The sequence below is a fragment of the Micromonospora sp. WMMD737 genome, from assembly GCF_049179055.1.
Classification (GTDB): domain Bacteria; phylum Actinomycetota; class Actinomycetes; order Mycobacteriales; family Micromonosporaceae; genus Micromonospora; species Micromonospora reichwaldensis.
The window spans coordinates 3,162,798-3,176,897 of record NZ_JBMHMH010000001.1 but is presented as its reverse complement, the minus strand read 5'-3'; the positions used below and the strand labels follow the sequence as shown (position 1 = coordinate 3,176,897).

At 74.9% G+C, this 14,100-nt stretch carries 10 protein-coding genes; all 10 read left to right on the top strand.

The annotated features are described in order from the left end of the window. The first annotated feature begins 373 nt into the window (after positions 1–373). Entirely contained in the window at positions 374–1,534 is a 1,161-nt protein-coding gene (locus ACN27A_RS13530; RefSeq protein WP_421453172.1) for an inositol-3-phosphate synthase, read from the top strand. Beyond that, positions 1,518–2,447, top strand: a complete 930-nt coding sequence (locus ACN27A_RS13525) for an SCO3242 family prenyltransferase (protein ID WP_421453171.1) — start codon at positions 1,518–1,520, stop codon at positions 2,445–2,447. The genes ACN27A_RS13530 and ACN27A_RS13525 overlap by 17 nt, the downstream gene beginning before the upstream one ends. Then, complete coding sequence (locus ACN27A_RS13520) at positions 2,444–3,400, top strand: sugar phosphate isomerase/epimerase family protein (RefSeq protein WP_421453168.1); 957 nt, start codon at positions 2,444–2,446, stop codon at positions 3,398–3,400. Before ACN27A_RS13525 ends, ACN27A_RS13520 begins: the two co-directional genes overlap by 4 nt. Before the next feature lie 35 nt (positions 3,401–3,435). Then, a complete protein-coding gene (locus ACN27A_RS13515) occupies positions 3,436–4,038 on the top strand; it encodes an EboA domain-containing protein (protein ID WP_421453165.1) in 603 nt (200 codons plus the stop codon). Then, a complete protein-coding gene (locus ACN27A_RS13510; RefSeq protein WP_421453162.1) occupies positions 4,038–4,904 on the top strand; it encodes a TatD family hydrolase in 867 nt (288 codons plus the stop codon). Before ACN27A_RS13515 ends, ACN27A_RS13510 begins: the two co-directional genes overlap by 1 nt. Beyond that, on the top strand, positions 4,904–6,091 hold the full coding sequence (eboE, locus tag ACN27A_RS13505) for a metabolite traffic protein EboE (RefSeq protein ID WP_421453160.1): 1,188 nt from the start codon (positions 4,904–4,906) through the stop codon (positions 6,089–6,091). The genes ACN27A_RS13510 and eboE overlap by 1 nt, the downstream gene beginning before the upstream one ends. 76 nt (positions 6,092–6,167) lie before the next feature. After that, positions 6,168–7,634, top strand: a complete 1,467-nt coding sequence (locus ACN27A_RS13500) for an alkaline phosphatase family protein (protein WP_421453158.1) — start codon at positions 6,168–6,170, stop codon at positions 7,632–7,634. Further along, the gene (locus tag ACN27A_RS13495) at positions 7,631–8,698 is read left to right on the top strand and encodes a polyprenyl synthetase family protein (protein WP_421453155.1); all 1,068 of its coding nucleotides are present in this window, start codon (positions 7,631–7,633) and stop codon (positions 8,696–8,698) included. The genes ACN27A_RS13500 and ACN27A_RS13495 overlap by 4 nt, the downstream gene beginning before the upstream one ends. A gap of 313 nt (positions 8,699–9,011) precedes the next feature. Then, the gene (locus tag ACN27A_RS13490; RefSeq protein ID WP_421453153.1) at positions 9,012–11,879 is read left to right on the top strand and encodes a PQQ-dependent sugar dehydrogenase; all 2,868 of its coding nucleotides are present in this window, start codon (positions 9,012–9,014) and stop codon (positions 11,877–11,879) included. 75 nt (positions 11,880–11,954) lie between these two features. After that, positions 11,955–14,060: a ThuA domain-containing protein gene (locus tag ACN27A_RS13485; protein ID WP_421453150.1), complete on the top strand. Its 2,106-nt coding sequence runs from the start codon at positions 11,955–11,957 to the stop codon at positions 14,058–14,060. Positions 14,061–14,100 lie beyond the last annotated feature (40 nt).

The following is a 14,100-nucleotide window of genomic DNA, read 5'->3' as shown; positions in this document are numbered from 1 at the left end:
CAGAACGGTCGTCCGGTGCGGCCGGACCGGGATTCCCCGGTCGCACCGGAGGACCGTCACCACCCGGCGACCGTCGCCGGGCCGTGTCACCCCACGACGTCCGGTCGGCGCGCGCCGTCGTCCCGACCGGCGGATGCGGGGGAGGCAGGGACGGGACGCCGACCGGCCCTGCCTGCCAGCCCCGTCCGTCCGTGCCCGCGCCGGGATCCGGGCCGGGGTCGTCGCCGCCGACGTCGACACCGGACCGGTGGGCTCCTCCCGGAGCGGCCGGCGGACGGGGCCCATCCGCATAGATGCGTATCTTTCCGAACAAACTTCTGATATCTATATAACTCAATGCACGGCTGGTTCCTCCTGATCGGGAAGGAGCACCATGCGTACGGGTGTCTGGCTGGTGGGAGCACGCGGCTCGGTCGCGACCACCAGCATCGTGGGGGCGCTCGCCCTGCGGTCCGGGCTCACCGGCCCGACCGGCTGCGTCACCGAGCTGCCCGACCTGCGCGGGCCCGCCCTGCCGGCCTTCACCGACCTGGTCCTCGGCGGGCACGACGTCGTCACCACCCCGCTGGCGAAGCGGGCCGAGACCCTGGCCGCCGCCGGCGTGCTGCCCGGCCGGCTGGTCGCCGCCCTCCCCGACGAGCTGGCCGCCGTCGAACGTGAGCTGCGGCCGGCCCCCGCCGGCGGCACCCAGGCGGACCGGGCCGCCGCGACCGTACGCGACCTCACCGACTTCCGCCGCCGGCACGGGCTGGACCGGGTGGTGGTGGTCAACGTGTCGGCCACCGAACCCGCCGCCCGCCCGCACCCGGGCCACGCCGACCCGGGCGCGCTGGCCGCCGCGCTCGCCGGCCCCGACGAGGTGCTGCCGCCCAGCTCCCTCTACGCGTACGCGGCGGTGCGGGCGGGCTGCCCGTACGTCGACTTCACCCCGTCCACCGGGCTGCGACTCCCGGCCCTGGTGGCGCTGGCCGCCGAGCGCGGGATCCCGTACGCCGGGCACGACGGCAAGACGGGGGAGACGCTGGTCAAGTCCGTGCTCGCGCCGATGTTCGCGATGCGGCACCTGGCGGTGCGCTCCTGGTCCGGGGTCAACCTGCTCGGCGGCGGCGACGGCGCCACCCTCGCCGACCCGGCGGCCAACGCGGCCAAGGTGGAGAGCAAGCAGCGGGTGCTCGGCGAGACCCTCGGCCACCTGCCGCAGGGCGGCACCCGGATCGAGTACGTCGAGGCGCTTGGCGACTTCAAGACCGCCTGGGACCTGATCACGTTCGCCGGGTTCCTCGGCACCGGGATGCGGATGGAGTTCACCTGGCACGGCTGCGACTCCGCCCTGGCCGCGCCCCTCGTGCTCGACCTGGCCCGACTCGCTGCCGCCGCGCACGCCGCCGGCCACGCCGGCCCCCTGACCGACCTCGCCTTCTTCTTCAAGGACCCGCTCGGCACGTCCACCCACTCGCTGGCCGACCAGTGGACCCGGCTGTGCGGCTTCGCCCACCGGCTGCACGCGGGAGGCCCCGATGCCGCGCCTCGCTGACCTCGCCGAACTGGTCCGGGCGCCGGCCGCGCTCTCGGTGCCCGGGGACGTCGTCGCCGGGGCGGCGGCCGCCGGCACGCTCGGGCGGCGTACGCCCGCGCTGGCCGCCGCGTCCGTCCTGCTCTACTGGGCGGGGATGGCCGCCAACGACTGGGCCGACCGCCGGCTGGACGCCGTCGAACGCCCCGAGCGGCCCATCCCCAGCGGCCGGGTGGCCCCCGGGGCCGCGCTCGGCCTCGCCGCCGGGCTCACCGCCGCCGGGGTCGCACTGGCCACCGCCGCCGGGGGCCGGCGCGCCGCGACTGTCGCGGTCCCGCTCGCCGCCGCCGTCTGGGGGTACGACCTGGCGGCGAAGTCGACGGCCGCCGGCCCGGCCGTGATGGCCGCCTGCCGGGGGCTGGACGTCCTCCTCGGCGCGACGGGTGGCCGGGCGCTGCGGGCGGTGCCGGCGGCGGTCACCGTGGCCGCGCACACGTGGACGGTCACCGCGCTCTCCCGCCGCGAGGTCACCGGCGCCGACGCCGCGCTGCCGCTGCGTACCCTCGCCGGCACCGCCCTGGTCGCCGCGGGCGCCGCCGCGCCACCCCTCACCCGGCCGGACCGTCGTTCCCGGGCCGGCACCGGCGCGGCACCCGCCGACCCGTCCGGCCGCGTCCCCCGGCGAGGCCCGGCCGGCGCACTTCCGGCGCTGCTGGCCGGCTGGTACGCGGCCCGCTACGGCGCGGCCCAGGCCCGGGCGGCGGCCGACCCCCGCCCCGGCCGGGTGCGGGCGGCGGTGGGAGCCGGGATCACCGGGCTGCCCGCGTTGCAGGGCGCCCTCACCGCACGCGCCGGGGCCGGGCTGCTGGGGCTGGTGGTGGCGGCGGCCGCGCCGCTCGGCGGCCGGCTCGCCCGAAGGATCTCCCCGACATGACCGCCCCGACCCGCCCCGCGCCGGGCCCCCGGGCCACGGCGGTGGCCGGCCCGGCCGACGGCGACGGCGGGCTCCGGTTCGGGTACGGCACCAACGGGTTCGCCAACCACCGGCTGACCGACGCGCTCGCCGTCGTCGCCGACCTGGGCTACCAGGGCGTCGCGCTCACCCTGGACCACGACCACCTCGACCCGTTCGCGCCCGCGCTGGCCCGCCGGGTGGCCGCCGTCGCTCGCCGGCTCGCGGCGCTCGACCTCGCCGTGGTCGTCGAGACCGGCGCCCGCTACCTGCTCGACCCGTGGCACAAGCACGCCCCGACGCTGCTGCACGACGACCCGGCGCGGCGCGTCGAGTTCCTGCGCCGGGCCGTGCGGATCGGCGCCGACCTGGGCGCGGAGGCCGTCTCCCTCTGGTCCGGCGTACGACCCGACGCCGTCGCACCGGAGACCGCCTGGGACCGGCTGGTCGCCGGCTGCGCGACGGTGCTCGACGCCGCCGAGGCGGCCGGCACGACCCTCGGCTTCGAGCCGGAGCCGGGCATGCTGGTCGAGGACATCGCCGGCTGGCGCCGGTTGCGCGCCGCGCTCGGCGATCCGGCCCGCTTCGGCATCACCCTCGACATCGGGCACTGCCGCTGCCTGGAGCCGCGAGGTGTCCCCGAGTGCGTACGTGAGGTCGGCGCGTACCTGGTCAACGTGCAGATCGACGACATGCGCCGGGGCGTGCACGAGCACCTGGAGTTCGGCGCGGGGGAGATCGACTTCCCGCCCGTGCTGCGGGCCCTCAGCGACGCCGGCTACCGGGGCCTCGTCGCCGTGGAACTGCCCCGGCACTCGCACGCCGCCCCCGCCGTCGCGGCCCGCTCGCTCGACTTCCTGCGCGCCGCCGCGACGAAGGCGGCACGCCCCGAAACGGGTGCCGCCGCGAAGGAGGCGGCAGGCCAGCGACGGTGACGAGGCCACGTCGGCAGCACGAGGGAGGAGACGGGATGACACCGGATCAACTGCGGGCCGCGCTGCGGGGCGTACCCGAACCCGACTGGCTGGACGAGGCGCTGCGGCGGGTGGCGGCCGAACCGGCGACGATCGACCGGTTCTTCCCGGCCGCCGGGCGGCGCTGCGGCCGGGCACCGCTGCCCGGGGCGCCCGGCTGGAGCGCCGACGAGGCGGCCCGGGCCCTGCTGCTGACCGCGCTGCCGGCCGACCACGCGGCCCACGCCGGGACCCGCTACCGGCAGGGCGACGCCGCCGAGAAGCGGGCCGTGCTCAAGGCCCTGCCGCTGCTGCCGGTCGGCGCGGCCGGGACGCCGCTGCTGCACGACGCGATCCGCACCAACGACACCCGGCTGCTGGCCGCCGCCCTCGGCCCGTACGCCCGGCACCTCGACCCGGCCGCCTGGCGGCAGGCGGTGCTCAAGTGCGTCTTCACCGGCGTGCCGCTGGCCGTGGTGCACGACCTCGACGCCCGCGCCGACGGCGAACTCGCCGCGATGCTCGCGTCGCTGGCCGCCGAGCGGCAGGCCGCCGGGCGCGCCATGCCGGCGGACGCGACCGACCTGCTCACCCGGCTGCGCGAAATCCAGGAGGCCTGATGCGCATCTTCGACCCGCACATCCACATGACCTCGCGGACCACCGACGACTACGAGCGGATGGCCGCCGCCGGCGTACGGGCGGTGGTGGAGCCGGCGTTCTGGCTCGGCCAGCCCCGCACCAGCCCCGCCTCCTTCGCCGACTACTTCGACTCGCTGGTCGGTTGGGAGCCGTTCCGGGCCGGGCAGTTCGGGATCCGCCACCACGCCACGGTCGCGCTCAACCCGAAGGAGGCCAACGACCCGCGCTGCCGCCCGGTGCTCGACCTGCTGCCGCGCTACCTCGACAAGGACGCCGTGGTGGCGGTCGGCGAGATCGGCTACGACTCGATGACGCCGGAGGAGGACGAGGCGTTCGCCGCCCAGCTCGCCCTGGCCGTGGCCCACGACCTGCCGGCCCTGGTGCACACCCCGCACCGGGACAAGGCGCGGGGCGTCGAACGCAGCCTCGCCGTCGTCGCCGAGTCCGGCGTCGCGCCGGGCCGGGTGGTGCTCGACCACCTCAACGAGGTGACGGTGGGGCTGGTCCGCGACACCGGCTGCTGGCTGGGCTTCTCCATCTACCCCGACACCAAGATGTCGCCGCCGCGCATGGTGGAGCTGCTGCGGGCGTACGGGACCGAGCGGGTGCTGGTCAACTCGGCGGCCGACTGGGGGCGCTCGGACCCGCTGCTCACCCGGGCCACCGGGGAGGCGATGCTGCTGGCCGGCTTCACCGACGACGACGTGGACCGGGTGCTGTGGCGCAACCCGGTCGAGTTCTACGGCCAGTCCGGGCGGCTCGACCTGACGGACCTGGAGCACGCCGCCGCCGACCCGCCGCTCGGCACCTGGGCGGGCAACTCGATCCTGCGCGGCGGCAGCTGATGCGGCTGCGGCACGCCGGCGGCGACACCGTCCACCTCGGCTACTGCACGAACGTGCACCCCGCCGAGGACCTCGCCGGCATCCTGCGCCAACTGGACACCCACGCCGTGCCCGTACGCGAGGCGGCCGGCGCCGACCTGCTCGGCCTCGGGCTGTGGCTGGCCGCCCCGGTCGCCGCCGAGCTGGCCGCCGACCCCGCCGCCCGCCGCCGGCTGCGGGCCGCGCTGACCGCCCGGGGGTTGGAGGTGGTCACGCTCAACGGCTTCCCGTACGCGGCCTTCCAGGCTCCCGTGGTCAAGGGCGACGTCTACCACCCCGACTGGACGACGGGCGGGCGGCTCGCGTACACCCTGGACCTCGCCCGGGTGCTCGCCGACCTGCTGCCCGACGACGCGGCCCGGGGCTCGGTCTCCACCCTGCCGCTGGCCTGGCGGCGGCCCTGGGACGCCGCCCGCGCGGACGCCGCCCGCCGCCGGCTCGACGAGCTGTCGGCGGGTCTGGCGGCCGTCGAGCGGGCGACCGGCCGCAGCGTGCGGGTCGGGTTCGAGCCGGAGCCGGGCTGCGTGGTGGAGAGCACCGGGCAGGCCGTCGCGGCCCTGTCCGGCGTGGACACCGACCGGCTCGGCGTCTGCCTGGACCTCGCCCACCTCGCCTGCGCCTGGGAGGAACCCGCCGAGGCGCTGGGCCGGCTGCGGACGGCGGGGCTGCCGGTGGTGAAGGTGCAGGTCTCGGCCGCCATCGAGGCGCCGGCCTGGGCGACGCCGGCGCTGCGCCGCTGGGTGGAGCCGCGCTTCCTGCACCAGACCCGCGCGGCCGGCTGCACGGGGGCGGCGGATCCCGCCGACCCCGCCCACGCCGCCGACGACCTGGACGCCGCCCTGGCCGCGCGGCTGCCCGGCCCCTGGCGGGTGCACTACCACGTGCCGCTGCACGCCCCGCCCGAGCCGCCGCTGGGCTCGACCCTGCCGGTGCTGCGCGCCGCCCTGGCCGCGCTCTACGCCGGGCCGGAGGCGGGCTGCGACCACCTCGACGTCGAGACGTACACCTGGGGGGTGCTGCCGGCCGCGCGGCGCCCGCGCACCGACGCGGAGCTGGCCGTCGGCATCGCCGCGGAGCTGGCCTTCACCCGCGCCGAGCTGCTCGCCCTGGGCCTGGCGCCCACGCAGCGCAGCGGGGTGCCGGCATGAGCGAGCGTCAGCGAGTGAATCATCGAAACAGGGCTGATGTGGCTCGTGGCGGCGCCGAGCGGAGCGAGGTGACGACATGAGCCGGCGGCTGGTCGTGCTGGACGTGGTGGGCCTGACCCCGCGCCTGCTGGCGCACATGCCCCGGCTGCGCGCGGTCGCCGACGCCGGCTTCCGCGCGGAGCTGGGCACGGTGCTGCCCGCGCTGACCTGCCCGGTGCAGTCGACGTTCCTCACCGGGGAGCTCCCGGCCGGGCACGGCATCGTCGGCAACGGCTGGTACTTCCGGGACCTCGGCGAGGTGCTGCTCTGGCGGCAGCACCACGCCCTGGTCGGCGGCGAGAAGCTGTGGCAGGCGGCCCGCCGGGTCGAGCCGGGCTTCACCGTCGCCAACGTCTGCTGGTGGTACGCCATGGGCGCCGACGTGGACTGGACGGTCACCCCCCGCCCCGTCTACCGGGCGGACGGGCGCAAGGAGCCGGACTGCTACACCGATCCGCCGGAGCTGCACGACGCCCTCACCGACCGGCTCGGCACCTTCCCGCTGTTCAGCTACTGGGGGCCGGGCGCCGGGCTGGCGTCGTCGGCGTGGATCTGCCGGGCCGCCGAGCGGATCCTCGCCGACCACGCGCCGGACCTGACCCTGGTCTACGTCCCGCACCTCGACTACGACCTGCAACGCTTCGGCCCGTCGTCGCCCCGGGCCGCCGCGGCGGCGGCCGAGCTGGACGGGGTGCTCGGGCCGCTGCTGGACGCCGCCCGCGCCCGGGACGCGACAGTGGTGGTGCTCTCCGAGTACGGCATCACCGACGTCTCCCGCCCGGTCGACGTCAACCGGCTGCTGCGTGCCGAGGGGCTGCTGCGGGTGCACACCCAGGCCGGCATGGAGTACCTCGACGCGTGGACCTCGCGGGCCTTCGCGGTGGCCGACCACCAGGTGGCGCACGTCCACGTCCGCGACCCGGCCGACGTGCCGGCGGTGGCGGCGCTCTGCGCGGGGCTGCCCGGGGTGGCCGAGGTGCTCGACGCCGACGGCCGGGCCGCGCACGGGCTGGACCACCCGCGCGCCGGCGAGCTGGTCCTCGTCGCCGAGCCGTACGCCTGGTTCACCTACTACTACTGGCTCGACGACGCCCGCGCGCCCGACTTCGCCCGGCTGGTGGAGATCCACCGGAAGCCGGGCTACGACCCCGCCGAGCTGTTCTTCGACCCGGCCGCGCCGGGTGCGGCGAAGCGGCGGGCCGCCGTGGCGCTGGCCCGCAAGAAGCTCGGGATGCGCTACCTGATGAGCGTGGTGGGGCTGGACGCCGGCGCCCGGGCGGTGCGCGGGTCGCACGGCCGGCTCCCGGCCGACCCCGCCGACGGGCCGGTGCTGCTCTGCTCCGATCCCTCCGCCGCCCGGGACCGGGTCGCCGCGACCGAGGTCAAGGCACTCCTGCTGGAGCTGGCGGGGCTGGCGCCGCCGGCGATCCCCGGCCCGGTCCCGCCGTCGTCGGCCGGGCCGCCCACCGCGGCGTCGGCCGGGGCGTCCGGGGAGGAGGCGTGACCGCCGTCGTCGCCCCGACCGACACGAGCGGGCTGCGGGCCCGGTGCGACGCCGCGCTCGCCGCCTTCCTCGACCGGCAGGGCCGGGACTGGCCGGACGGCGCGCCCCGGGGCGTCTTCACCGCGCTGCACCGGTTCGTGCTGGCCGGCGGCAAGCGGCTGCGCCCGCTCTTCTGCTACTGGGGATGGCGGGGTGCGGGCGGCCCCGACGGCGCCCCGATCGTGACGGCCGCGGCCGCGTTGGAGCTGTTCCACGCGTTCGCGCTGATCCACGACGACATCCTGGACGGCAGCGACCGCCGCCGGGGCGGGCCGTCGGTGCACCGGCTCTTCGCCGACCTGCACGCCCGCTCGTCCTGGCGCGGCGACCCCGAGGCGTACGGGCGCAACACCGCGCTGCTCTGCGGCGACCTCTGCGCCGCCTGGTCCGACCAGATGTTCCACGAGTGCGGCCTGGACGCGGGGCGGGTGCACCAGGGGTACGCGGTCTACGCGCTGATGCGCACCGAGGTGATCGCGGGGGAGTACCTGGACCTGGTCTCCGGGGTGGGCGACGGGTCGGTGGCGAGCGCGCTGACGGTGGTCCGGATGAAGGCGGCCCGCTACACGGTCACCCGGCCGTTGCAGATCGGGGCGACGCTGGCCGGGGCCGGGCCGGAGCTGCTCGCCGCGCTGGCCGAGTTCGGGGACCCGCTGGGCGACGCGTTCCAACTGCGCGACGACGTGCTGGGGGTCTTCGGCGACCCGACGGTCACCGGCAAGTCGGTCCTGGACGACCTGCGGGAGGGCAAGCCGACGGTGATGATGGCGCTGGCCCGGGGCGCCGCCGACCGGGCGCAGGCCGCGCGGCTGCGGGAGCTGTTCGGCAACCCGGCGCTCGACGGCGACGGTGCCGCCGAGCTGCGGAAGATCATCGAGAGCACCGGGGCCCGCGAGCGGATCGAGGAGATGATCCGGGTACGCGCGGAGGCCGCCCTGGCGGTCCTGGCGTCCACCCCGGTGACCGCCGAGGCCCGTGCCGCCCTGACCGCCCTCGCCACCCAGGCCGTCGACCGTCCCCACTGAGTCGCGGCTGCGGCAGGCGGCGACTTTTGACGGGATCGACGAAAGTTGGTGCCGAATCGGCGGAAGGTATGGACACATCGATGCTCGCCATTTAATGTCGGGCCATCACGAATCTGTTTCGTCGAGGTGAACCGGCGGCGCGGGAACCCATCGACTGGTGACCTCCGATCGATGGGGTCCACTCCATCCCTCGCAGGTCGCGGCCAGCCGGGCACGGCACCCCGGCGGGCCGACCGCATCCCCCGCTACGGCATCCGGCGCGACGGCGCGCGCCCGCCCTGGCAGTCACTCGTCAGGAAGGGACGGCACACCCATGTCCACCCAGGACGCCAACACCCCACGGCTCCGACGACGGCTCTCCGCCGCCTCGGCGCTGCTGCTGGCCGCCACCGCCGGCACGGTAGCCCTCGGCGCCGGCCCGGCCACGCTGGGCGGCCCCGGCCCGGCCCAGGCCCACCCCATCGTCGGCACCGACTTCCAGCAGGTCACCCTCGCCAAGGGCGTCGCCGAGGTGGGCGAGCCCATGACGATCGCGGTGCTGCCGGACCGGTCGGTCCTGCACACCGCCCGCAACGGCACCGTCCGGCGTACGGACTCCGCCGGCACCACCTCCGTGATCGGTACGCTGCCGGTCTACACCCACGACGAGGAGGGGTTGCAGGGCGTCGGGGCGGACCCGAACTTCGCCAGCAACCGGCACATCTACCTCTACTACGCGCCGCCGCTGGCCACCCCGGCCGGCGACGCGCCGGCGACCGGCACCGACTTCTCGGCCTGGCAGGGCGTCAACCGCCTCTCCCGGTTCACCCTCAACGCCGACTTCACGATCAACACCGGCAGCAAGGTCGACATCCTCGACGTGCCCGCCGACCGGGGCATGTGCTGCCACGTCGGCGGCGACATCGACTTCGACGCCGCCGGCAACCTCTACCTCTCCACCGGCGACGACACCAACCCGTTCGACTCCGCCGGGTACGCGCCCATCGACGAGCGCACCAACCGCAACCCCGCGTACGACGCGCAGCGCAGCGCGGCCAACACCAACGACCTGCGCGGCAAGATCCTGCGGATCAAGGTGAACGCCAACGGCACGTACTCGATCCCGGCGGGCAACATGTTCGTCGACTCGGACGCGCGGACCCGCCCCGAGATCTACGCGATGGGCTTCCGCAACCCGTTCCGGATGAGCGTGGACCGGGCCACCGGCATCGTCTACGTGGGCGACTACGGCCCGGACGCCGGCACCACCAGCGCCCGGGGGCCGAGCGGCCAGGTGGAGTTCAACCGGGTCACCGGGCCCGGCAACTACGGCTGGCCGTACTGCACCGGCACCAACACCGCCACCGAGACGTACGCCGAGTGGGACTTCGCCGCCGGGACCGGTGGGGCGAAGTACAACTGCTCCGGCGGGCCGACCAACAACTCGTTCCGCAACACCGGCCTGCCCACCCTGCCCGGCGCGAAGCCGGCCTGGATCCGGTACGCCGGCGACGCCGGCACCCCGCCCGAGTTCGGCGGCGGCTCCGAGTCGCCGATGGGCGGCCCCGTCTACCGCTACGACGCCGCGCTGAACTCCACCACCAAGTTCCCGCAGTCCTTCGACGGGCAGTTCTTCGCCGGCGAACTCGGCCGGGGCTGGGTCAAGCCGATCCACCTCAACGCCGACGGCAGCCCGGGCGGCATCGACACGTTCCCGTGGAACGGCAAGCAGATCATGGACATGGCGTTCGGGCCCGAGGGCGCGCTCTACATCCTCGACTACGGCACCGGCTACTTCAACGGCGACGCCAACTCGGCGCTCTACCGCTACGACTACATCGCCGGCGGCAACCGGGCGCCGACCGCCGTCGCCGCGGCCGACAAGACCTCCGGCGCGGCCCCGCTGACCGTCAACTTCTCCTCGGCCGGGTCCAGCGATCCGGAGGGCGGGGCGCTCACGTACTCGTGGGCGTTCGGCGACGGCACCAGCTCGACGGCGGCCAACCCCAGCAAGACGTACACCGCCAACGGCACCTACCAGGTCACCCTGACCGTACGCGACCCCCAGGGCGCCACCGGCACGGCGAACGTGCAGATCGGCGTCGGCAACACCGCGCCCACGGTCACCATCACCAGCCCGGCCAACGGCAAGCTGTTCAGCTACGGCGACACCGTGCCGTTCAGCATCACGGTGACCGACCCGGAGGACGCCGCCATCGACTGCACCAAGGTCAAGATGACCTACGTGCTGGGCCACGACAACCACGGCCACCAGATCACCTCGAAGAACGGCTGCTCCGGCTCGATCACCATCCCGGTCGACGGTGAACACGACGACGCGGCGAACATCTTCGCCATCTTCGACGCCGAGTACACCGACGCGGGCGGGCTGACCACGCACAAGCAGCACACCCTCCAGCCGCGCAAGCGCCAGGCGGAGCACTTCAAGACCTCCTCCGGCGTCGGCACCTTCGACAAGGGCACCGCCGAGGGCGGCCGGACCGTCGGCGACATCAACAACGGCGACTGGATCGCGTTCGAGCCGTACCGGATCGACAACGCGACCTCGTTCAGCGCCCGGGTCTCCTCGGCCGGGGCCGGCGGCACCCTCCAGGTGCGGCTCGGCTCGCCCACCGGCACCGTGCTCGGCTCCGCGACCGTGCCGGTCACCGGCGCCTGGGACGCGTTCACCACGGTCACCGGCAGCATCTCCGGGGCACCGGCCAGCACCGGCACGCTCTACCTCACGTTCGCCGGCACGGGCACCGGCGCGCTCTACGACGTGGACACGTTCGCCTTCACCACCGGCTCGGCGGGGGTCCGCACCGGCCCGGTCGTCGGGCTCGGCGGCAAGTGCCTGGACGTACGCAACGCGGCCACCGCCGACGGCACCCAGATCCAGATCTACGGCTGCAACGGCACCGCCGCGCAGACCTGGACGGTGACGCCGAACTCGACGGTGAAGGCGCTGGGCAAGTGCCTGGACATCTCCGGCGGCGGGTCCGCCGACGGCACGAAGATCCAGCTGTACGGCTGCAACGGCACCGGCGCCCAGAACTGGTCGGCCCAGGCGGACGGGACGCTGAAGAACCCGCAGACCGGCAAGTGCCTGGACGTCTCGGGCAACAACCCGGCCGACGGTCAGGCCGTGCACCTGTGGACCTGCCACACCGGCGCCAACCAGAAGTGGACCCTGCCCTGAGCTGAGGCGGGGAGGGGCCGTCGCGCCCCTCCCCGCCCCGGCGGGCCCCTGCACACCCCGGCATTGGAGAGCGACATGCGCAGACTCCTCCGACCCCTCCTCGGCGCGGCCACCGCCGTCCTCGCCGTCCTCGCCTGCACCACCCCGGCCACGCCGGCCAGCGCCGCCGACGCCCCGTACGACGTGCTGGTCTTCTCCAAGACCGCCGGCTTCCGGCACGACTCCATCGCGGTCGGCACCCAGGCGATCCGCGACCTCGGCGCGGCCAACAACTTCACCGTCACCGCCACCGAGGACGCCGCCCAGTTCACGACCGCCAACCTGTCCCGCTTCGAGGCGGTGGTCTTCCTCAACACCACCGGCGACGTGCTCGACGGCACGCAGCAGAGCGCCTTCGAGTCGTACATCGGCGCCGGCGGCGGGTACGTGGGCGTGCACGCCGCCGCCGACACCGAGTACGGCTGGTCCTTCTACGGCAACCTGGTCGGGGCGTACTTCGCCTCGCACCCGCACATCCAGCCGGCGAACGTGAAGGCGGAGAACCGGGCGCACCCGGCGACCGCGCACCTGCCGCAGACCTGGAACCGCACCGACGAGTGGTACAACTACCAGACCAACGCCCGCTCCACGGCCCGCGTGCTGGCCACCCTCGACGAGTCCTCCTACTCGGGCGGCTCGATGGGCGCCGACCACCCGCACTCGTGGTGCAAGACCTACAGCGGCGGCCGGTCCTTCTACACCGGCGGCGGGCACACCCAGGCGTCGTACGCCGAACCGGCGTTCCGGTCCCACCTGCTCGGCGGCATCCGGTACGCGGCCGGCCGGGCCAAGGCCGACTGCCGCCCCGAGACCGGCTACACGCCGCTCTACAACGGCTCCACCACCGGCTGGTCCCAGGCCGGGCCGGGCAGCTTCAGCAACGCCGACGCCACCCTCACCTCGGTCGGCGGGATGGGCCTGTACTGGTACAGCGCGAAGCAGTTCACCAACTACTCGCTGAAGCTGGACTGGCGGCTCGCCGGCGACGACAACTCCGGCGTCTTCATCGGCTTCCCGCCGTCGAGCGACCCCTGGTCGGCGGTGAACAACGGCTACGAGGTGCAGATCGACGCCACGGACGCGGCCGATCGCACGACCGGCGCCGTCTACACCTTCAAGTCCGCAGACATCGCCGCCCGCGACGCGGCGCTGAACCCGCCGGGGGAGTGGAACACGTACGAGCTGCTCGTCGAGGGCGAGCGCCTCCAGGTCTTCCTGAACGGCGTGAAGATCAACGACTTCACCAACACCGACCCGGTCCGCTCGCTCGCCGGCCACATCGGCCTGCAGAACCACGGCACCGGCGACGACGCCTCGTTCCGCAACATCCGGATCAAGGAGCTCGGCGTCAACCCGCCGGTCGGGAACACCGTCCAGGCCGAGGCGTTCAGCTCGGCCTCCGGGGTCTCGCCGTTCACCAAGGCCGGCGCCAACGGCGGGCAGACCCTCGGCCACATCGACCCGGGGGACTGGGCCGCGTACGCCGGGCTCGACCTGACCGGCACGACGTCGCTGCGGGCGCGGGTCGTCTCCGGCGGGCCGGGCGGTACCATCCAGGTGCGTACGGGCTCCGCGACCGGCACCGTCCTCGGCTCGGTGGCGGTGCCCAACACCGGCGGCTGGAACACCTTCGCCGACGTCACGGCCGCCCTCTCCGGTGTGCCGTCCGGCACCGGCACGCTCTACCTGACCTTCACCGGCTCGGGCACGGGGCTCTTCGACGTGGACGACTTCACGCTGGTCAAGTCCGGCGGCAGCGGCGGCGTCGGGCCGATCCGCGGCCTGGGCGGCAAGTGCCTGGACGTGCGCAACGGCGCCACGGCCGACGGCACCCAGATCCAGATCTACGGCTGCAACGGATCCACGGCGCAGACGTGGACGGTGACGCCGAACTCGACGGTGAAGGCGCTGGGCAAGTGCCTGGACATCTCCGGTGGCGCGTCCGCCGACGGTACGAAGATCCAGCTCTGGACGTGCAACGGCACGGGGGCGCAGAACTGGTCGGCCCAGGCGGACGGGACGCTGAAGAACCCGCAGACCGGCAAGTGCCTGGACGTCTCGGGCAACAACCCGGCCGACGGTCAGGCCGTGCACCTGTGGACCTGCCACACCGGCGCCAACCAGAAGTGGACCCTGCCCTGATCCGCTGACTCTCCCGTTCCTCCCCGCGATCCCGCGGTCC

Coding starts and splice junctions, on each gene's coding strand:
- ACN27A_RS13490 (WP_421453153.1), top strand. CDS start 9,012: ATGTCCACCCAGGACGCCAACACCCCACGGCTCCGACGACGGCTCTCC.
- ACN27A_RS13515 (WP_421453165.1), top strand. CDS start 3,436: ATGACACCGGATCAACTGCGGGCCGCGCTGCGGGGCGTACCCGAACCC.
- ACN27A_RS13530 (WP_421453172.1), top strand. CDS start 374: ATGCGTACGGGTGTCTGGCTGGTGGGAGCACGCGGCTCGGTCGCGACC.
- ACN27A_RS13520 (WP_421453168.1), top strand. CDS start 2,444: ATGACCGCCCCGACCCGCCCCGCGCCGGGCCCCCGGGCCACGGCGGTG.
- ACN27A_RS13500 (WP_421453158.1), top strand. CDS start 6,168: ATGAGCCGGCGGCTGGTCGTGCTGGACGTGGTGGGCCTGACCCCGCGC.
- ACN27A_RS13485 (WP_421453150.1), top strand. CDS start 11,955: ATGCGCAGACTCCTCCGACCCCTCCTCGGCGCGGCCACCGCCGTCCTC.
- ACN27A_RS13510 (WP_421453162.1), top strand. CDS start 4,038: ATGCGCATCTTCGACCCGCACATCCACATGACCTCGCGGACCACCGAC.
- eboE (WP_421453160.1), top strand. CDS start 4,904: ATGCGGCTGCGGCACGCCGGCGGCGACACCGTCCACCTCGGCTACTGC.
- ACN27A_RS13525 (WP_421453171.1), top strand. CDS start 1,518: ATGCCGCGCCTCGCTGACCTCGCCGAACTGGTCCGGGCGCCGGCCGCG.